18 protein-coding genes are annotated in these 19706 nt (G+C 62.5%); 7 read left to right on the top strand and 11 right to left on the bottom strand.

What is annotated here, in order from left to right:
• Positions 1 to 18: 18 nt before the first annotated feature.
• Positions 19 to 777, top strand: coding sequence for a molybdopterin-synthase adenylyltransferase MoeB (locus tag AC1DLV_RS01635; protein WP_476799799.1), 759 nt, complete (start codon positions 19 to 21; stop codon positions 775 to 777).
• Between the two features lie 3 nt (positions 778 to 780).
• Positions 781 to 1263, top strand: a complete 483-nt coding sequence (locus AC1DLV_RS01630) for a GNAT family N-acetyltransferase (RefSeq protein WP_476799800.1) — start codon at positions 781 to 783, stop codon at positions 1261 to 1263.
• Between the two features lie 34 nt (positions 1264 to 1297).
• On the opposite strand, the gene AC1DLV_RS01625 is transcribed toward AC1DLV_RS01630, so the two are convergent.
• Positions 1298 to 2299: a 2-hydroxyacid dehydrogenase gene (locus AC1DLV_RS01625; protein ID WP_476836104.1), complete on the bottom strand. Its 1002-nt coding sequence runs from the start codon at positions 2297 to 2299 to the stop codon at positions 1298 to 1300.
• Between the two features lie 172 nt (positions 2300 to 2471).
• On the opposite strand from AC1DLV_RS01625, the gene AC1DLV_RS01620 reads away from it, so the two are divergent.
• Entirely contained in the window at positions 2472 to 3029 is a 558-nt protein-coding gene (locus AC1DLV_RS01620; RefSeq protein ID WP_476799802.1) for an SH3 domain-containing protein, read from the top strand.
• Between the two features lie 40 nt (positions 3030 to 3069).
• On the opposite strand, the gene irrA is transcribed toward AC1DLV_RS01620, so the two are convergent.
• On the bottom strand, positions 3070 to 3495 hold the full coding sequence (gene irrA, locus AC1DLV_RS01615; protein ID WP_476799803.1) for an iron response transcriptional regulator IrrA: 426 nt from the start codon (positions 3493 to 3495) through the stop codon (positions 3070 to 3072).
• 249 nt (positions 3496 to 3744) lie between these two features.
• On the opposite strand from irrA, the gene fabA reads away from it, so the two are divergent.
• The 4 genes from fabA to AC1DLV_RS01595 all read left to right on the top strand — a co-directional run bounded on the left by fabA (position 3745) and on the right by AC1DLV_RS01595 (position 7974).
• A complete protein-coding gene (gene fabA, locus AC1DLV_RS01610; protein ID WP_476799804.1) occupies positions 3745 to 4263 on the top strand; it encodes a 3-hydroxyacyl-[acyl-carrier-protein] dehydratase FabA in 519 nt (172 codons plus the stop codon).
• A 31-nt stretch (positions 4264 to 4294) separates the two neighbouring features.
• The gene (gene fabB / locus AC1DLV_RS01605) at positions 4295 to 5518 is read left to right on the top strand and encodes a beta-ketoacyl-ACP synthase I (protein ID WP_476799805.1); all 1224 of its coding nucleotides are present in this window, start codon (positions 4295 to 4297) and stop codon (positions 5516 to 5518) included.
• 10 nt (positions 5519 to 5528) lie between these two features.
• Positions 5529 to 6341: an enoyl-ACP reductase FabI gene (fabI, locus tag AC1DLV_RS01600; protein ID WP_476836103.1), complete on the top strand. Its 813-nt coding sequence runs from the start codon at positions 5529 to 5531 to the stop codon at positions 6339 to 6341.
• Positions 6342 to 6435: 94 nt separating this feature from the next.
• Positions 6436 to 7974, top strand: a complete 1539-nt coding sequence (locus AC1DLV_RS01595; RefSeq protein WP_476799807.1) for a putative bifunctional diguanylate cyclase/phosphodiesterase — start codon at positions 6436 to 6438, stop codon at positions 7972 to 7974.
• Positions 7975 to 7983: 9 nt separating this feature from the next.
• Here AC1DLV_RS01595 and AC1DLV_RS01590 read toward each other — a convergent pair whose 3' ends face one another.
• The 9 genes from AC1DLV_RS01590 to nusA form a co-directional block, all read right to left on the bottom strand.
• The gene (locus AC1DLV_RS01590; RefSeq protein WP_476799808.1) at positions 7984 to 9000 is read right to left on the bottom strand and encodes a class I SAM-dependent methyltransferase; all 1017 of its coding nucleotides are present in this window, start codon (positions 8998 to 9000) and stop codon (positions 7984 to 7986) included.
• Between the two features lie 88 nt (positions 9001 to 9088).
• The gene (pnp, locus tag AC1DLV_RS01585) at positions 9089 to 11236 is read right to left on the bottom strand and encodes a polyribonucleotide nucleotidyltransferase (protein WP_476799809.1); all 2148 of its coding nucleotides are present in this window, start codon (positions 11234 to 11236) and stop codon (positions 9089 to 9091) included.
• Positions 11237 to 11605: 369 nt separating this feature from the next.
• Positions 11606 to 11875 carry a 30S ribosomal protein S15 gene (gene rpsO, locus AC1DLV_RS01580; RefSeq protein ID WP_476781581.1) on the bottom strand — a complete coding sequence of 90 codons (270 nt, stop codon included), beginning with the start codon at positions 11873 to 11875 and terminating at the stop codon, positions 11606 to 11608.
• A gap of 162 nt (positions 11876 to 12037) precedes the next feature.
• On the bottom strand, positions 12038 to 13132 hold the full coding sequence (gene corA, locus AC1DLV_RS01575; RefSeq protein ID WP_476799810.1) for a magnesium/cobalt transporter CorA: 1095 nt from the start codon (positions 13130 to 13132) through the stop codon (positions 12038 to 12040).
• Positions 13133 to 13193: 61 nt separating this feature from the next.
• Positions 13194 to 14141, bottom strand: a complete 948-nt coding sequence (gene truB / locus AC1DLV_RS01570; protein WP_476799811.1) for a tRNA pseudouridine(55) synthase TruB — start codon at positions 14139 to 14141, stop codon at positions 13194 to 13196.
• A 1-nt stretch (position 14142) separates the two neighbouring features.
• Positions 14143 to 14550, bottom strand: a complete 408-nt coding sequence (rbfA, locus tag AC1DLV_RS01565) for a 30S ribosome-binding factor RbfA (RefSeq protein ID WP_476799812.1) — start codon at positions 14548 to 14550, stop codon at positions 14143 to 14145.
• 114 nt (positions 14551 to 14664) lie between these two features.
• Positions 14665 to 17391, bottom strand: coding sequence for a translation initiation factor IF-2 (gene infB / locus AC1DLV_RS01560; RefSeq protein ID WP_476799813.1), 2727 nt, complete (start codon positions 17389 to 17391; stop codon positions 14665 to 14667).
• Positions 17388 to 18038: an RNA-binding protein gene (locus AC1DLV_RS01555; RefSeq protein ID WP_476781593.1), complete on the bottom strand. Its 651-nt coding sequence runs from the start codon at positions 18036 to 18038 to the stop codon at positions 17388 to 17390. The genes infB and AC1DLV_RS01555 overlap by 4 nt, the downstream gene beginning before the upstream one ends.
• Before the next feature lie 32 nt (positions 18039 to 18070).
• Positions 18071 to 19660, bottom strand: a complete 1590-nt coding sequence (nusA, locus tag AC1DLV_RS01550) for a transcription termination factor NusA (RefSeq protein ID WP_476781585.1) — start codon at positions 19658 to 19660, stop codon at positions 18071 to 18073.
• Positions 19661 to 19706 lie beyond the last annotated feature (46 nt).

Genomic DNA, 19706 nt, shown 5'->3' with positions numbered 1-19706 from the left:
CGGCGATATGGTTGCGCCATGAACCAGGTTACGCCCCTCTCCCCCGAAGAACTCGAACGCTACGCCCGCCACATCGTGCTGCCGGAGATCGGCGGTCCGGGCCAGCAGAAGCTCAAGCGCGCCCGCGTGCTGGTGATCGGCGCCGGCGGGCTCGGCGCACCGGTGCTCGAATATCTTGCGGCCGCGGGCGTCGGCACGCTTGGCATCGTCGACGACGATCACGTGTCGCTGTCGAATTTGCAGCGCCAGGTGATCCACGACACCCAGTCGCTCGGTTTGTCCAAAGCGGAAAGTGCAAAGGCAGCCATTACCCGCATCAACCCGCATGTGACGGTCGAGCTGCACAAGCTCAGGCTGACGAGCGAAAACGCAGCCGGGCTGATTGCCGGCTATGATCTGGTGGTCGACGGCTCCGACAATTTCGAGACGCGTTATGCGGTGGCCGATGCTGCCGCTGCGGTGAAGCGGCCGCTGGTACATGCGGCCGTCGGGCGATTCGATGGCTCGATCACCGTGCTGAAACCCTTCGAGACGGGTGCCGACGGACGCCGCAACCCGACCTATCGTGACCTGTTTCCCGAACCGCCGCCGGCGGGGCTGGTGCCGTCCTGCGCCGAGGCAGGGGTGCTGGGTGCCCTGACCGGTGTCATCGGCACGCTGCAGGCGATGGAGGCGATCAAGCTGATCACCGGCATCGGCGAACCGCTTGTCGGTCGGCTTTTGCTCTACGATGCGCTCGGCGCGCGTTTCGATACCGTGCGCTACAAAGCCTCGTGAGCCATGACCACCGACCTGACCATCGCCCGCCTGCCCCAGGACTTCGACCGCTGGGACGAGTTGCTCGATCTGATCATGCGTTCATTCGCCTATATGGACGGCGTCATCGACCCGCCGTCCTCCGCGCATCGGCTGTCTCAGGCCAATCTGCACGAGAAGACCAAGGACGAAGTCTGCTTCATCGCCACGCTTGAAGGGCGGCTGGTCGGCTGCATCTTTGCCGCAGAACGGACGGATGTGTTTTATGTCGGCAAGCTTGCCGTCGACAACAGCGTTCGCGGCGCAGGCATCGGCCGGGAACTGATGCTGGCAGCCGAGCGTCATGCCATCGATCAGGGCAAGCCTATCCTCGAATTGCAGACCCGAATCGAACTCACAGCCAACCACGCGACCTTTGCGCGGATGGGCTTTGTCGAGTTCGAGCGCACGGCGCATGAGGGCTTCGACCGGCCGACCTCGATCACCTTTCGAAAGGTGCTTGGCTGAGCCTCGCCGCAGCGAGGTCAGCGCACGTGTCTGATTACGTCCTCAGCGGCAGCACCCGGTCGGGTGGGCGGTGCCCGTCGACATGGGCGCGGATGTTGATGATGACCTTTTCGCCCATATCGATTCGGCCCTCGATGGTGGCCGATCCCATATGCGGCATCAGCACCACCTTGCCCCTGGCGGCGAGCTTGAGCAGCTTGTGGTTGACCGCCGGCTCGTGCTCGAAGACGTCGAGGGCTGCACCGGCAAGCTTGCCGTCCTGCAGCATCTTGACCAGCGCGTCCTCGTCGATGATGTCGCCGCGGGCAATGTTGACGAGGTAGGCGTGCGGCTGCATCAGCGCGAGGCGCCGGCCCGACAGCAGGTGAAAGGTCGCCGGCGTCGAGGGGCAGTTGATCGAGATGATGTCCATGCGGGCAAGCATCTGGTCGAGGCTCTCCCAATAGGTCGCCTCAAGCTCGTCTTCGACCGACTGCAGCACGCGGTGGCGGTTGTGATAATGGATCGACAGGCCGAAGGCCTTGGCGCGGCGGGCAACGGCGGTGCCGATACGGCCCATGCCGACGATGCCGAGGCGCTTGCCCCAGATGCGGCGGCCGAGCATCCATGTGGGCGACCAGCCGGCCCATTTCTTCTCGCTGGTGAGGACGTTGGCGCCCTCGGTCAGGCGGCGCGGCACGGCGAGCATCAGCGCCATGGCCATGTCGGCCGTATCTTCTGTCAGGACATTGGGGGTGTTGGTGACGGTGATCCCGCGTTTTGCGGCAGCGGTCACGTCGATCTTGTCGACGCCGTTGCCGAAATTGGCGATCAGCTTGAGATTGGGTCCGGCCTGCTCGATCAGCGCTGCATCGATCGTATCGGTCACCGTCGGCACCAGAACATCGGCTTCCTTGACCGCTGCAACCAGCTCCGGCTGCGTCATGGGACGGTCGTCGACATTGAGGCGCGCGTCGAACAACTCGCGCATACGCGTTTCGACCTGGTCGGGCAGCTTGCGCGTAATGATGACGAGAGGCTTTTTTCGACCGGCCATTCTATCCTCGACGAAGGTCTCGTTGAGACCTCTTTAACCAAGACCGGCGAAACTGTAATCCGATCCATGAGCGGTAATCTGTGTAACAAGCAGTGCCGCCGAAGACAAAGAAAAAGGGCGCCCCCTTTCCCGTGAAGGCAAAGAGCGCCAAGTTCAAACAGAGGTTACGGAAGTGTCTGGTTTCGCGTCGCTCCGTCTGGCCGTCAGCGCAGCCCTGATCGGTCTTGCTTTCGTTTCGCCGAATGCCGTTTTCGTCGGGCCCGCCGTGGCGGCCCAGAACGTCACGCTCGGTCCCAGCGGGCTGCCGCTGCCGCGATTCGTCAGCCTCAAGGCAGGCAAGGTCAATTCGCGCATCGGCCCGGGCGCTGATTATCCTGTCAGCTGGCTCTATCTGAAGCCCGGCCTGCCGATGGAGATCATCCAGGAATATGACAACTGGCGCCGCGTCCGCGACGCTGACGGCGCCGAAGGCTGGATCAACCAGACGCTGCTTTCCGGCCACCGCACGGCGATGACCGCTCCCTGGCAGCGCGGAAAGCCGGCACCGCTCAACCTGCTCGCGAGGCCCGAACAGGGTGCGCGCGCAGTCGCCATCATCGACCCGGGCGTCGTCGGCTCCATCAAGCAGTGCAACGGTGAATGGTGCGAGATGACCTTTGCCGGCACGAGCGGTTGGCTCAACCAGTCGCAGGTCTGGGGTGCCTATCCAGGCGAAAGCATCGAGAACTGATGGGCCGGCCCGGCCGACAAGGCCGGGTTCGCGCTAGCGTTTAAGCCGGGCGTTTGGGCCTGAGCCTCACCACGATATCGACATTGGCGATTTCCATGCCTTCCGGGGGTTCCGGCAGGTTGGTGACCGTGACCGGGCCCGATTCGATGTCGAACACCCGGTTTTCGCCTTCAATGAAGAAGTGGTGGTGGTCCGAAGTGTTGGTGTCGAAGTAGGTCTTCGATCCTTCGACCGCCAGGATGCGCAAAAGCCCCGAACCGGTGAACTGGTGCAGCGCGTTGTAGACGGTCGCCAGCGACACCGGCACACCGGCCGACAAGGCTTCCTCGTGCAGTTCTTCTGCCGAAAGATGCCGATCGCCCTTGGCGAACAGGAGTTCAGCCAAAGCGATACGCTGCCGCGTGGGCCTGAGCCCCGCATCGCGGACACGCCTTTCCACAGCAATGCTTGCCTTGCGGGAATCCACTCGTTGCCTCGTCGAAGTTTGCCTTCGCCCCAATTCAAGCCTGCCAAACACGCCGAAAACTGGATAGGCAGCCGGCAAGCCTTGCCTGACATATATTCTGTAGCTCAAATGCGATCAATAGCGCGCATTGACCCAGGAGGATGTGCACGTTAATCGCAAACGCCGGTTTCCGGCAGCAAACAGTCTGTGCTAGTGAGAGCACACAAGAAGGGCGTGGCTCCGCCCGAAACGTTGACGGGGAAGGTGTTCATGGCCGATCAGAAATCCAGCTACGGCTACGAAGAATTGCTGGCATGCGCCCGCGGCGAGCTGTTCGGGCCCGGCAATGCCCAGTTGCCCGCTCCGCCGATGCTGATGTTCGATCGCATCACCGAGATCAGCGAGACCGGCGGCGAATTCGGCAAGGGCTTCGTCCGCGCCGAGTTCGACATCAAGCCGGACCTGTGGTTCTTCCCTTGCCATTTCATCGGCAATCCGATCATGCCCGGCTGCCTCGGCCTCGACGCCATGTGGCAGCTGACCGGCTTTTTCCTCGGCTGGCTCGGCGAGTCCGGCAAAGGCATGGCGCTCTCCACCGGCGAGGTGAAGTTCAAGGGCATGGTCACGCCTGCGACCAAGAAGGTCGAATATGGCATCGACTTCAAGCGCGTCATGCGCGGCCGCCTGGTCCTCGGCATCGCCGACGGCTGGTTGAAGGCGGACGGCGAACCTATCTACAAGGCCATCGACCTCAAGGTCGGGCTCTCGAAGCAGGAAGCCGCGGCCTAAGGGTCGCCGGATATTCTGAAAGGAATACTGAATGAGACGGGTCGTCGTAACTGGCCTTGGAATCGTGTCGTCCATCGGCAACAACGCTTCTGAAGTACAAGCCTCGCTGCATGACGCCAAGTCCGGCATCAGCTTCTCCGAGTCTTTCGCCGAACATGGCTTCAAGTGCCAGGTCTGGGGCTCGCCGAATCTCGACACCACCGAACTCGTCGACCGCCGCGCCGCCCGTTTCCTGTCTCAGGGCGGCATGTGGAACCATGTCGCGATGAAGCAGGCGATCGCCGACAGCGGGCTCGAAGAAACAGACATCTCGGGCAATGAGCGCACCGGCATCATCATGGGTTCGGGCGGTCCTTCGACGCGCACGATCGTCGAAGCGTCGGAAATCACGCTGAAGAACAACAGCCCCAAGCGCATCGGGCCGTTCGCTGTGCCGAAAGCGATGTCGTCGACCGCGTCGGCAACGCTCGCCACCTGGTTCAAGATCCACGGCGTCAACTATTCGATCTCCTCGGCCTGCTCGACCTCGGCGCATTGCATCGGCAATGCGGCGGAGATGATCCAGTGGGGCAAGCAGGACATCATGTTCGCCGGTGGCCACGAAGATCTCGACTGGACCATGTCGAACCTGTTCGACGCCATGGGCGCCATGTCGTCCAAATACAACGACCGTGCGGCGGTCGCCTCGCGCGCCTATGACCTCAACCGCGACGGCTTCGTCATTGCCGGCGGCGCGGGTGTGCTGGTGCTCGAAGAGCTGGAGCACGCCAAGGCGCGCGGCGCCAAGATCTACTGCGAATTGGTCGGCTATGGCGCCACCTCCGACGGCTTCGATATGGTCGCGCCGTCGGGCGAAGGCGCCATGCGCTGCATGCGTCAGGCGATGTCGACGGTGAAAGGACCGGTCGACTACATCAACACCCACGGCACCTCGACGCCGGTGGGCGACTCGAAGGAAATGGGCGCCATCCGCGGCGTGTTCGGCGACAACATGCCGAACATCACCTCGACCAAGTCGCTGACCGGCCACTCGCTGGGTGCCGCAGGCGTGCAGGAATCGATCTACTCGATCCTGATGATGCAGGGCGGCTTCATCGGCGAGAGCGCGCATATCGAAGAGCTCGACCCGGAATTCGAAGGCATGCCGATCGTGCGCAAGCGCATCGACAACGCCAAGATCGATACCGTGCTGTCCAACTCCTTCGGCTTTGGCGGCACCAACGCCACGCTCGTTTTCCAGCGCCATTCCGCATAGGGACACCGACATGGACGGATTGATGAAGGGCAAGCGCGGGCTCGTCATGGGCGTCGCGAACGACCACTCCATTGCCTGGGGTATCGCTAGCAAGCTTGCCGAGCACGGCGCCGAACTCGCCTTCACCTATCAGGGCGAAGCCTTCGGTCGCCGCGTCAAGCCGCTGGCAGAGAAGATCGGCGCGTCGCTGATCATCCCTTGCGATGTCGAAGACAGCGCATCGGTCGCAGCGACCTTCGAGACGTTGAAGGAAAAGTGGGGCGGCATCGACTTCCTGGTGCACGCCATCGGCTTTTCCGACAAGAACGAGCTCAAGGGCCTCTACGCCGACACCACGCGCGAAAACTTCGTTCGCACCATGGTGATTTCGTGCTTCTCCTTCACAGAGGTTGCCAAGCACGCGGCAGCCTTGATGAACGAAGGCGGATCGATGATCACGCTGACCTATGCAGGCTCAGTGCGCGTCATGCCGAACTACAACGTCATGGGCGTGGCCAAGGCCGGCCTCGAGGCAAGTGTGCGTTATCTCGCCAACGACTACGGCCCGCGCGGCATCCGCATCAACGGCATCTCGGCCGGACCGGTGCGCACGCTTGCGGGCGCTGGCATCGCCGATGCCCGCCACATGTTCTCCTACCAGCAGCGCAACTCGCCGCTGCGCCGTACCGTGACCCTCGAAGAGGTCGGTGGTTCGGCGCTGTATCTTTTGTCCGACCTGTCGTCGGGCGTCACCGGCGAAATCCACTATGTCGATTCGGGCTATCACATCGTCTCGATGCCGACGCTCGACGAGCTCAAGCAAATGGATGGCGGGCGCGACTAAAAACTCCGCCCGGCGCTAAAATTGTAGACAATCGCCGCAAGCGATCTTAACGAGCGAATCGGTAGAAACGACGCGCAAGTTAGGAAAGTCACGCATGCCTGCCGTCAGGAATCCCAGCCGAAGCCCGTTGTTTCGGATTATCACCATCGCCGCTTCGGGCATGGGAAGTTTCGTTCTGGGTACGTGGGGCCTGAGACTCGCCCTTGGCGACGAAATCGGTGGGATGTCGAGCGACACTGTCGGTGCGATCATCGCCGCACTGTGCGCACTGGCCGCATCGATCGCCGCAGCGTCGTTCTTTGCCGGTGTCGACGAGTCGGCCGACTATGTCTTCAACGAAACCCATTTCGACAAGCTGACAGGGCTTCCGGCGCGCACGGCAATGGTCGGCAAGATCGCCGAGGCAGCCTCGGCTACCGCGCGTACCGGCAAGCCGATGTTCCTCATCGACATCGATATCGACCGTTTCAAGCAGATCAACGACGCCATCGGCTACAGCAATGGCGACGCTCTGATCCGCGCCTTCACGGCAAGGCTCAAGGCAGCACTGCCGCGCGATGTGGTCCTTGGCCGCATCGGCGCAGGCGAATTTGCCATTCTCCACCCAGACCGGGCGCTTAACGGTTCGCTGGAAGCCCTGATCGAACGCCTGATCCACGACCTGATGCGGCCCTACCAGCTGGCATCGCATCTCCAGTCGGTCAACGTCTCGGTCGGCGTGGTCGCCATGCCCAAGGATGGCTACGACCCGGTGGTGCTGCTGCGCCGCTCGAACCTCGCGCTGCAGAACGCACGGGCCAGCGGCATCGGCGACTGGGCCGTCTTCCAGCCCGAAATGGGCAAGGTTGCGGACCATCGCCAATGGGTCGAATCGGAACTGCATGTCGCCTTCGAGCGTGGCGATTTCGACCTGCACTACCAGCCGCAGCTCGACCTGTCGTCCGGCCGCGTCGTCGGCTACGAGGCGCTGATCCGCTGGCAGCATCCCGAACGCGGCATGATCCCGCCGATCGAGTTCATCTCGGTCGCCGAAGAGACCGGCATGATCGCGCCGATCGGCGAATGGGTGCTGCGCAAGGCTTGCACCGATGCGCGCCTGCTGCCCGAGGACTGCTTTGTTGCGGTCAACATTTCGCCGGTGCAGTTCATGACCCGCGACTTCGTCGGTATCGTCGAGCGGATCATGAAGGAAACAGGCATCGAGCCCAAGCGGCTTGAACTGGAACTGACCGAATCGGCGATGATGCAGGACCGCGACCGCGCGGCACTGATCCTGAAGCAGCTGACGGCGATGGGCATTTCGGTTGCGGTCGACGATTTCGGCACCGGCTACTCGAACCTCGCCTATCTGATCGACTTTTCGTTCCACAAGCTCAAGATCGACCGCTCATTTGTCAGCCGCATGGAAACCGACAGCAATTCAGGCGCTGTGATCTCGACAATCGTCGGCCTGTCGCGAGCGCTTGGCGTGCGCACGATTGCCGAGGGCGTGGAGACGGAAAGCCAGGCGGCCCTGCTCAGGGCTACCGGCTGCCAGGAAGTACAAGGGTACTTCTACGGACGCCCGGCACCGCTCAACATCGGCGACCTGGCAGTCGCCAAGGCCGCCGAGCGCGCCGCGAGCGTCCATTGATCGCCGACGTTACCGTTTCGCCGAGTAAACCCTGAAGGCGCTGTCGACGGCGATTTCCTGAACCGATGCGAAGGCTTGTGCCAGCACCGGCTGGTAGGGCAGATGGCGGTTGGCGACCATGAACAGCCGGCCACCCGGCTTGAGAGCCGCAGCAGCAGCCCGGATCATGCGCTGGCCGATCTCGGGGTCGGCATCGCGATCCTGGTGGAAGGGCGGATTCATCACCACCACGTCGTAGCGGCGTTCGACCGGCTCCTTGGTGAGATCTTGCCAGTGGAAGCCAGGCACGATCGGAGCTGTGGGCACATTGGCCTTTGCCGCTTCAAGCGCATCGAAGTCGGCCTCGAACAGATCTAGAGCCGTGAGGCTTTTCGCCCGGGCCACCACTTCAGCCGCGACATAACCCCAGCCGGCGCAGAAATCGGCGACCTTGCCCTTGATGTCGTTGGACAGATTGTCGACCAACAGGCGCGATCCGGCGTCAACGCGCTCGAACGAAAACATGCCAGGTGCTGTGCGGAAGCGGCCTTCGACCAGCTGCTCGGGATTGTCGGCCCGCAATGTTGCCGCCGCAACGTCGGCCTGGGCGGTGCGGCGGAACCACAATGCGGCGCCGTGAAATTTCGGCAGATGGTCCTCGATCTCCAGCAAGGTCGCGAGCCGCTTGCGCAGGCTGGCGATGCCATCGTCCTTGCCGCCGGCGACCACGACCAGACCGCCCGACGTCACGCGCTCGATCGCCTCGGCAACACGCAGCTCATTCAACCCGCGGTGACGCCCGGCAAGTACCAAGGTGACGTCGAAGCCGTCTTCTTCGGCGCGCGCGGCAACATCGTGTCCAGCGGCCGCCAGGGCCAACACGTGAGGCCGGAAGCCCTGCACGAGGGAAAGCTTGGCGTCGAAGCCCTGCGGCTTCCTGAAGCCCGGCTCAGCACCGATGAACAATGCGCGCGCGCCCTGCCCCGGCATCGGCAGCGCCTCTGCCTCGAAAGGATAAAACAGCGTCTTCAGTGCATCGCGCGGCATGGTCGAGTTCCAGTGTTGTTGGGTGTGCTCAAAACGAAAACGGGCGCGACCTTACGGCGCGCCCGCTTCATATCAAAAAGCGCTGCTATCAGGCGGCGGTTTCTTCGCCTTCGGCCTTCTTTTCGCGAGCAAGTTCCTTGCCCGTTTCCTGGTCGACGACCTTCATCGACAGGCGGACCTTGCCGCGCTCGTCGAAGCCCATAAGCTTGACCCAGACCTTGTCGCCTTCCTTGACCACATCCGAGGTCTTGGCAACGCGGTCGTTGGCAAGCTGCGAGATGTGGACGAGGCCGTCGCGCGGACCGAAGAAGTTGACGAATGCGCCGAAGTCAGCGGTCTTGACGACCGTGCCTTCGTAGATCTCGCCGACTTCCGGCTCAGCCACGATGGTGTGGATCCACTTCTTTGCCGCCTCGATTTCCTTGGCGTTGGAGGAAGCGATCTTGACCGTGCCGTCGTCTTCGATGTTGATCTTGGCGCCGGTCTTTTCGACGATCTCGCGGATGACCTTGCCGCCCGAGCCGATGACTTCACGGATCTTGTCGGTCGGGATGTGCATGACCTCGATGCGCGGAGCGAACTCGCCGAGTTCCTGGCGACCTTCCGACAGAGCCTTGGCCATTTCGCCGAGGATGTGCAGGCGGCCGTCCTTGGCCTGGCCGAGCGCGATGTTCATGATCTCTTCGGTGATACCGTCGATCTTGATGTCCATCTGCAGCGCGGTGATGCCGTTGGTCGTGCCGGCAACCTTGAAGTCCATGTCGCCGAGGTGATCCTCGTCGCCCAGGATGTCGGACAGAACGGCGAAGCGCTCGCCTTCCTTGATCAGGCCCATGGCGATGCCGGCAACCGGCTTCTGCAGCGGAACGCCCGCATCCATCAGCGCCAGCGAGGTGCCGCAGACGGTGGCCATCGACGACGAGCCGTTGGACTCGGTGATCTCGGACACGACGCGCAGCGTGTAGGGGAACTGCTCGGCAGCTGGCAGCATCGGGCGCACAGCGCGCCAGGCGAGCTTGCCATGGCCGATTTCGCGGCGGCCGGGCGAACCCATGCGGCCGGTTTCACCAACCGAGTAGGGCGGGAAGTTGTAGTGAAGGAGGAACTTCTCCTTGTACATGCCGGTCAGCGCGTCGACATACTGCTCGTCTTCGCCGGTGCCGAGCGTGGCAACGACCAGCGCCTGGGTCTCGCCGCGGGTGAACAGCGACGAACCGTGGGTGCGCGGCAGGACGCCGACTTCGGAGACGATCTGGCGAACGGTCGAGAGGTCACGACCATCAATGCGCGAACCGGTGTCGAGGATGTTCCAGCGCACGATCTTGGCCTGGAGTTCCTTGAACACGGTGGCGACCTTGTCAGCCGACCACTTCGGAGCTTCTTCGCCTTCAGCAGCGAAGGCTGCCTTGACCTTGGCCTTGACCGCGTCGACGGCGGTGTAGCGGGCCTGCTTGTCGGTGATCTTGTAGGCGTCGCGCAGTTCGCCTTCGACGATCTTCAGCATCTCGGCTTCGAGATCGGAATTGTCCGGCGCTGTGAAATCGCGCGGGTCCTTGGCAGCCACTTCAGCCAGCTTGATGATGGCGTCGATGACCGGCTGGAAGCCGCGGTGACCGAACATGACGGCGCCGAGCATGATGTCTTCAGCCAGTTCCTTGGCTTCCGACTCGACCATCAGCACAGCGGCATCGGTGCCGGCGACAACGAGGTCGAGCTTGGATTCCTGCATCTCGTCGATGTGCGGGTTGAGCACGTATTCGCCGTTGATGTAGCCAACGCGCGCGCCGCCGATCGGGCCCATGAAAGGCACGCCCGAGAGCGTCAGAGCAGCCGAGGTGGCAACGATCGACAGGATGTCCGGATCGTTTTCGAGGTCGTGCTGGACAACCGTGATGACGATCTGGGTGTCGTTCTTGTAGCCGGCTGCAAACAGCGGGCGGATCGGACGGTCGATGAGGCGGGAGACCAGCGTCTCCTTCTCGCTCGGACGGCCTTCACGCTTGAAATAGCCGCCGGGGATCTTGCCGGCTGCGTAGGTCTTTTCCTGGTAGTTGACGGTCAGCGGGAAGAAATCGAAACCCGGCTTCGGCTCCTTGGCCGAAACGACGGTCGCGAGAACGACGGTTTCGCCATAGGTGGCGAGCACGGCAGCGTCAGCCTGGCGGGCGATCTTGCCGGTCTCGAGGATGAGCGGGCGACCAGCCCACTCGATTTCAACTTTGTGGTGATTGAACATGTTCTGTCCTTCGTGGCGGGAATGACCAACGCCGCAATCCGGCGCGCCAATTCCCTGGCTTGTTCGGCGCGCAATTCCGGAAAACCATCTGGTCTTCCGCACGCGCCTGGGCTTCGGTTTGGCCAGCCACGGGCAAGACAACAAGAAGTTCGGTTGGCAATAGGCCCGCAAATGCGGCTGACCGAACGTCCTGTAATCCTGCCCCATGACCGTCCATGGGTTGGTTCGGGCGCTTCCCTGTGGCGCTCCGGACCCTTTTTCAGCGCGACCGTGCCCCTGTGGCAGGATCGGGCCGATGGACCATCAAAAAGGATGGCCCGAAATATGCGAACGGCGGGCTCTCACATGGAAAGCCCGCCGGTCAATTCATCAGCGGCGCAGACCGAGCTTCTCGATCAGCGTCTGATAGCGTCCCTCGTCCTTGCGCTTGAGGTAATCAAGCAGGCTACGACGCAGCGAAACGAGCGCCAGAAGGCCACGACGGGAGTGGTTGTCCTTCTTGTGGTCCTTGAAGTGCTCGGTCAGGTTCTTGATGCGCTCGGAGAGGATGGCAACCTGGACTTCCGGCGAACCGGTGTCGCCCTTGGCGGTTGCGAATTCAGTCATCAATTCCGACTTGCGCTCGGCAGTAATCGACATCGTGTTTTCCTTTCGATTAGGAGGAAACGGGACGCCCTCGGCCGGGATGTCGTCCAGCTGGGGCCGATGAACAAGGCACTCAAAAGCGCGATGTTGCGGCGCATATAGTGGAATTTGGCGACAAAAGCCAGTCCAATTCGCAAGCCGGCTCCGGGCAGGCCTTCACAGCCACCTTCGCAGCTTGAAAATGATCACCAGCCCGATCGCCACGCAGGCCATGAAGCCCAGCGCCAGCGGATAGCCATAGTAGGACCTCAGTTCCGGCATGTTCCAGGGCGAGGCCGCAGGGTCGAAATTCATGCCCCATACGCCGACGAGGAAGGTCAGAGGGATGAAGATCGCCGAAACGATGGTCAGAACGGCTATGATCTCGTTGGTGCGCGACTGCGACAACGACAGGTGCATCTCAATCAGGCCGATCATCGTTTCACGCTGCGAATCCACCGTTTCGACCAGCCGGATCGAATGGTCGAGCGTGTCGTTGAAATAGATCTTGGTTTCAGCCGAGATAAAGGGCGCATCGGAACGGATGATCGTGGTCAGCGCATCGCGCAGAGGCCACAAGGTGCGCTTGAGCAGATTGGTCGCCCGGCGCAGGCCGTGGAGCTGACCGATCTGGTGCTTTTGCGGCGAGGCCAACAGCTCGTCTTCGATCTTGTCGAGAGTGTCACCGGTGGCGTCGACGATCGGGAAATAGCTGTCGACCACGGCATCGATCAGCGCATAAGCGAGATAGTCGGCCTTGCGGTGGCGGAGGCGGCTTGGATTGGACGTGCGGATGCGCTGGCGCACCGGCTCGAACGGATCGCCTTCCCGCTCCTGAAAGGTAACGACGAAATTCTCGCCGAAGAAAAAGGAGATCTGTTCGTAGCGGCTGGTTTTCGCGTCATCGATCATGCGGAGCACAAAGAAGGCGTGATCGTCGAAGAAGTCGGCCTTGGGTCGCTGGCCCGTATTGACCACATCTTCAAGTGCCAGCGTATGGAGGGCGAAAATCCGGCCGATCTGTTCGATCAGCTCGACGTTGGCAAGCCCGACGCAGTCGAGCCACACCAAAGGCCACTTGTCGCAAGCAGCAACGACATCGTCGAGACTGGCGTTGTCGACGAACTCGCATGTATCGGGCGAGATCAGCGTCAAATTGAGCGCGGACTGATGCGCCGCCGGATCGGCGATCAAAGTGCCGGGCGATGCGCCCACAGGCGAGCGCCTGCGGTGTCGCCTGGCGCGTTCGCCGGTGGTTTCAGTCGCTGCCATCGCCTTTGCCCGCTCCCTCATCGACGTCGATCCAAGCGGAAACGGGACCTGGCTACAAGCCTCAAGCGGTGAATACCCGCTTGGGCTTGAACATGCCCTGCTCGATGGCGCCGATGGCAACGAGCTTGCCGCGCGCTGTGGCGCAGGCCTCTTCGGCCTCCACCGGCGCATCGCGACCACGCACGATGACGGGGTTGCCAAGCCTGATCTTGTTGGCTGCCTCGTCGGTCACCGCAACCTGCGGCAAGCAGTCGAGCGCTGCTGAGGTGTCGACCACGAATTCGTCGATCGCCGTGAAATCCCACCTGCCCTCTTCGCCGTCCGGCTGACCGGCGGTGCGCGCGGCTTCGAGTTCAGCGATGGTGACGAAGTCCTCGGCAGTGAACGGATCGACTTCGGTGCGGCGAAGCTCCGAGATATGGCCAAAGCAACCGAGATCGCGGCCCATGTCGCGGGCCAGCGAGCGGACATAGGTGCCCTTGCCGCATTCAATCTCGAAGATTGTGCGCTCAGCACTGCTTTCGATGATCTCAAGGCGGCCGATTTCGACCTCGCGCGGCGGAATGTCGACGGTCGCACCCTCGCGGGCGAGATCGTAGGCACGCTCGCCGGCGATCTTGATCGCCGAGAACTGCGGCGGCGTCTGCATGATCACACCGGTGTATTTCGGCATGACAGCGCGAATCTCTTCCTCGGACGGACGCTTGTCCGAGGTCTTCGTCACCGGGCCTTCGAGGTCGTCGGTCGAACGCTCATCGCCCCAGGCTACGGTGAAGCGATAAACCTTGGCACCGTCCATCACGTAGGGCACGGTCTTGGTGGCTTCGCCCAGAGCGATCGGCAGCATGCCGGACGCCAGAGGATCGAGCGTTCCAGCGTGACCGGCCTTTTCGGCATTGAACAGCCACTTGATCTTGGAGACAGCCTCGGTCGAGCCCATGCCCACAGGTTTGTCCAGCACCAGCCAGCCGGAGACGGGCCGGCCTTTCTTCTTGCCGCGACGCGACATGTCAGTCTTCCTTGTCTTCTTCGCTGCCAAGATCGCGCACCACTTCGGGTGAGCGCAGCAGATCGTTGATCTTGGCGAAATTGTCGTAGCTCGTGTCCAGCCGGAAACGGAATTCCGGCATGTATTTCATCTGCCGCAAGGCAAAGGAAACACGGCCACGGATGAATTTGGCATATTTGTTGAGCGCCTCGATGACAGCATCGGGGTCTTTGGCGCCGAGCGGCGACACAAAGGCGGTGGCGATCTTGAGGTCGGGCGACATGCGCACTTCGGTGATCGAAATCACCGCCGTTTCGACCACCGGATCAATGATCTCTCCGCGCTGGAGCGTCTCGGAAAGGGCGTGACGCACCTGCTCGCCGACGCGAAGCTGACGCTGGGTTGGGCCTGAACTCGAAAAACGCGACATGGTCCTGAAAATCCATATGTCGCAGGGGGCGGAATGGGACCGCACTTCCTGCTGCACGAAAACGGACGGCGGCCGACCGGCCACCGTCCAAACGATGAGACAAACGCCAGACGCTTAGAGCGTCCGGGTCACCATCTCCACGCGGAAGCACTCGATGACATCGCCAGCGCGCATGTCTTCGTAGTTCTGGAAGGCCATACCGCATTCCTGGCCGACCGGCACTTCAGAGACTTCGTCCTTGAAGCGCTTGAGCGTCTTGAGCGTGCCTTCGTGGATGACAACGTTGTCGCGGATCAGGCGGACGCCTGCGCCACGTTCGACCTTGCCTTCGGTGACACGGCAGCCCGCGACCTTGCCGGTCTTCGTGATGTTGAAGACTTCGAGGATCTCGGCGTTGCCGATGAAGGTTTCGCGACGTTCCGGCGACAGCAGGCCCGACATTGCCGACTTAACGTCATCCACGAGATTGTAGATGATGTTGTAGTAGCGGATTTCGATGCCCGACTGTTCAGCGGCATGACGCGCCTGCGCATTGGCGCGGACGTTGAAGCCGATGATCGCCGCACCCGAGGTTTCGGCAAGCGTGACATCGCTTTCGGTGATAGCGCCGGCGCCCGAATGGACGATACGGGCACGCACCTCATCGGTGCCGAGCTTGTCGAGCGCTGCGATGATCGCCTCGACCGAGCCCTGCACGTCACCCTTGATGATGAGCGGGAACTCCTTGAGGCCGGACGACTGCAGCTGCGACATCATCTGCTCGAGCGAGCCGCGCTGCGTGGCGTGCTTGGCGACAGCTTTGTCGCGCGCCAGACGCTGGCGGTACTCGGTGATCTCGCGGGCACGGGCCTCGTTGTTGACTACCGCGAAGCGGTCGCCAGCCTGAGGTGTACCCTGGAGGCCGAGAATCTCGACCGGCATCGCCGGCGGAGCTTCTTCGAGACGGTTACCACGATCGTCGACCAGAGCACGGACGCGGCCCCACTGGTCGCCGGCAACGAGAATGTCGCCTGGCAACAGCGTACCGGTCTGCACCAGCACCGTCGCAACCGGGCCACGGCCCTTGTCGAGCTTGGCTTCAATGACGACACCCTCGGCCGTACGGTCGGGGTTGGCCTTGAGGTCGAGAACTTCGGCCTGCAGCAGGATCGCTTCGAGCAGCTTGTCGAGATTGGTGCCGTTCTTCGCCGAAACTTCGACGTCGAGCACTTCACCGCCCATCGATTCCACGAAGACTTCGTGGCGCAGCAGCTCGGTACGGACCTTCTGCGGATCCGCCGACGGCTTGTCGATCTTGTTGATCGCAACAATGATCGGCACGCCGGCAGCCTTGGCGTGGCTGATCGACTCGATGGTCTGCGGCATGACGGAATCGTCGGCCGCGACCACCAGGATCGCAATGTCGGTCGCCTGAGCACCACGGGCACGCATCGCCGTGAAGGCGGCGTGGCCGGGTGTGTCGATGAAGGTGATCTTCTGACCGTTCTTCTCGACCTGGTAGGCGCCGATGTGCTGGGTGATGCCACCGGCTTCGCCCGACACGACATTGGCGTGGCGGATGGCGTCGAGCAGCGAGGTCTTGCCGTGATCGACGTGACCCATGATGGTGACGACGGGCGGACGCGTGACCAGCGTTGCGCTGTGGTCGGCGATGTCGAACAGGCCCTCTTCGATGTCGGACTCGGCAACGCGGCGAACCGTGTGGCCAAATTCGGAAGCGATCAGCTCAGCCGTATCGGCGTCGATGACGTCGCCCGGCTTCATCATCTGGCCCTGCTTCATGAAGAACTTCACGACATCGACGGCACGCTCGGACATACGCTGAGCGAGTTCCTGGATGGTGATGGTCTCGGGAAGGATAACCTCGCGAATGATCTTTTCGCGCGGCTCGTTGTGCATCGCACGCTTGAACTTCTCCTGACGGCGACGCATCGCCGACAGCGAACGCGAACGCGCATCGCCATCCACGGAAGACAGCGCCGTGTTGAGCGTGAGCTTGCCGCGACGGCGATCTTCTTCGGTCTTGGTCTTGGCCGGACGGGCAACCTCAGGCGTCGCAATGCGGCGGATCGGCGTTGCGGTAGCTGCGCCTGGGCCTACGCGGCCCTTCGGCTTGGCTTCCACCTCGTCGGGCACATTGGCCTCGAGTGCTGCGGCAGGCGCACGGCGGCGGGCTTCGTCCTCGGCACGACGGCGCGATTCTGCCTCGGTCTTGAGACGGGCTTCTTCTTCAGCCTGGCGACGAGCCGAATCTTCACGCTCCTTGCGGCGGCGCTCTTCTTCCTCGAGGCGGCGACGTGCGTCCTCGACAGCGCGCAGACGGTCTTCCTGCTCACGTACGACAGAGCCTTCAAGTGCGCGACGACGCGCATCCATCTCGCTGCGCGACAACGTGTTCAGCACCATGCCAGACCGCTCGGGCTGACGCGTGGGCCTTGGTGTTTCGCGTACGACAGGGGCCGGGGCGGGAGCACGAGGTGCCGCAACCGGCGCGGGCGAAGGTGCCGCCACGACCGGTGCAGGCGCTGGCGCTGCGACAACCGGCGCGGGCGCTGGCGCTGCGACGACCGGCGCTGCCACAGGCGCGACCGGTGCTGCCACCACGGGCGCTACGGGCTGCGGCTTGGGTGCGAACACGGCGGCTGCAGTCGGTGCGGGCTCGTGCTTGTCGCCGGGCATGGAGAATTTACGCTTCTTCGTCTCCACGACGACCGCCTTTGTGCGGCCGTGCGAGAAGTTCTGGCGTACGGTTCCCTGCTCCGATCCCGGGCGCTTCAGCGTCAAGGTCTTCTTCGGAGTGACGCTCAACGTGTTGTCATCGCCCGATTTAGTGTCGCTCATTCCATATCCTCTGCGGCATCATCGTCGTAGGCAATTGCCGCAATCATTGCCAGATCATCCGGGGATCCGCCCCGATATCGGTCAAGCGCAACCATGCGCTTTGCGACCGCCTTGCCCGCTTCTCCCGCGAGGACGGCAGCATGTATCACATTTGTTGCCCCCAATGCCAAACCCAATTCGGCTTCCGAAAAAAGTTTGTAGGCAGGCGTTGCAGGCCCGCCGATATGCACTGTGGCCTTGCGGGCCTGGGTGATCTTGCGGACGCCATCTTCGGCGCCCTCATAAGCATGGAGTACTAGAAGCGCCTTACCGGCGCGGACCGTGGAATCGACCTTGGCGGCACCGAGCGCCACCAGGCCGGCCTTTCGGGCGAGCCCGAGCGCGCCGAGCGCCGATTTCGCGAGCAGTTTGTCGACCATGGCGCCCAATTCGGGCGGCACGACGACCTGCGCCTTGAAGGCGCGGGCGAACATGCCCTTGGCCTCAGCCTTGTCGATATGTAGGCGGTCAGCCGTCACCCAGCAACCGCGGCCGGGCAGATTTCTCTTGAGGTCCGGAAAAACGGTCGAATCCGGGCCGACGACGAAACGGATAAGATTATCCGGTTCGGCGCTCTTGCGCGTGACGATGCAGGTGCGATCGTTCATCTCGTCCAAGGGGTTCTCCGGCCGGCCTCACGTCACTCACCGGCGACGTCGACTGGCTCTTCCTCGGACACTTCGTCCTCGGCGATCCAGCCAACCATACGTCGGGCAGCAACGACCATCTGTTCTGCATCGGTGCGCGACACGCCGTAGTCGGCCAGCACGCCTGGGAAGAACTTGGTCTCTCCGTCCTTGCGTTCCTTCCAGCCGACGAGATCGTCGGCTGCATAGCCGGCGAAGTCCTCGACCGTCTTCACACCATCATTGCCGAGCGCCACCAGCATTGCGGTGGTGATGCCCGGGATCTCGCGCAGTTCGTCCTGCACGCCGAGCGCCTTGCGCTTTTCGTCGTGTTCGGCCTCGATCTTGCCGAGATATTCGCGAGCGCGGGTCTGGATTTCAGACGCGGTGTCTTCATCGAAGCCGTCGATCGATGCGATTTCGTCGGCATCGACGTAGGCCACTTCCTCAACGCTGGTGAAGCCTTCCGAAGCCAGAACCTGGCCGACCATCTCGTCGACGTCGAGCGATTCCATGAACAGCGTCGAACGCTCGACGAATTCCTTCTGGCGGCGCTCCGACTCTTCCTGCTCGGTCAGGATGTCGATGTCCCAGCCGGTCAGCTGCGAAGCCAGACGCACGTTCTGGCCGCGGCGGCCGATGGCCAGCGACAGCTGGTCGTCGGGAACCACGACTTCGATGCGCTCTGCGTCTTCGTCGAGAACGACCTTGGCGACTTCAGCCGGCTGAAGCGCGTTGACGATGAAAGAAGCGGCCGAAGGCGACCACGGAATGATGTCGATCTTTTCGCCCTGGAGCTCGCCGACGACGGCCTGGACGCGCGAACCACGCATACCGACGCAGGCACCGACCGGATCGATCGAGCTGTCACGCGAGATGACGGCGATCTTGGCGCGCGAACCGGGGTCGCGGGCAACCGACTTGATCTCGATGATGCCGTCGTAAATCTCGGGCACTTCCATGGTGAACAGCTTCGCCATGAACTGCGGATGGGTACGCGACAGGAAAATCTGCGGGCCGCGCTGTTCGCGACGCACGTCGTAGACGTAGGCGCGGACGCGGTCGCCATACTTGTAGTTTTCGCGGGGGATCAGCTCGTCGCGGCGGATGATCGCCTCGCCACGGCCGAGATCAACGATGACGTTGCCGTATTCGACGCGCTTGACGGTGCCGTTGACGATCTCGCCGATACGATCCTTGTATTCGTCGTACTGGCGGTCGCGCTCAGCTTCACGCACCTTCTGGACGATGACCTGCTTGGCCGACTGGGCGGCGATGCGGCCGAAATCCATGGGCGGCAGCTGTTCGGCGATGAAGTCGCCGAGCTGGGCATCGGGGTTGCGCTCACGTGCCGAAGACAGCGCGATCTGGATGGCGTAGTCATCGACCTTTTCGACGACTTCCATCAGGCGCTGCAGCTTCATCTCGCCCGTATTGGGATTGATGTCGGCGCGGATGTTGGTCTCTTGGCCATAACGCGAACGCGCTGCCTTCTGGATCGCGTCGGCCATGGCGGCGATGACGATCGACTTGTCGATCGACTTCTCGCGGGCGACCGCATCGGCGATCTGCAGCAGTTCGAGCCTGTTGGCGCTTACAACCATTGTATTTCTCCCGGAGCGTTCGGCCGAATCTGGTCCAGCCGTGCTG

It is taken from the genome of Aminobacter sp. 01T433 (assembly GCF_056398585.1).
Note: the sequence above shows the minus strand (reverse complement) of the source record. Positions and strands in the feature narration are given on the sequence as shown.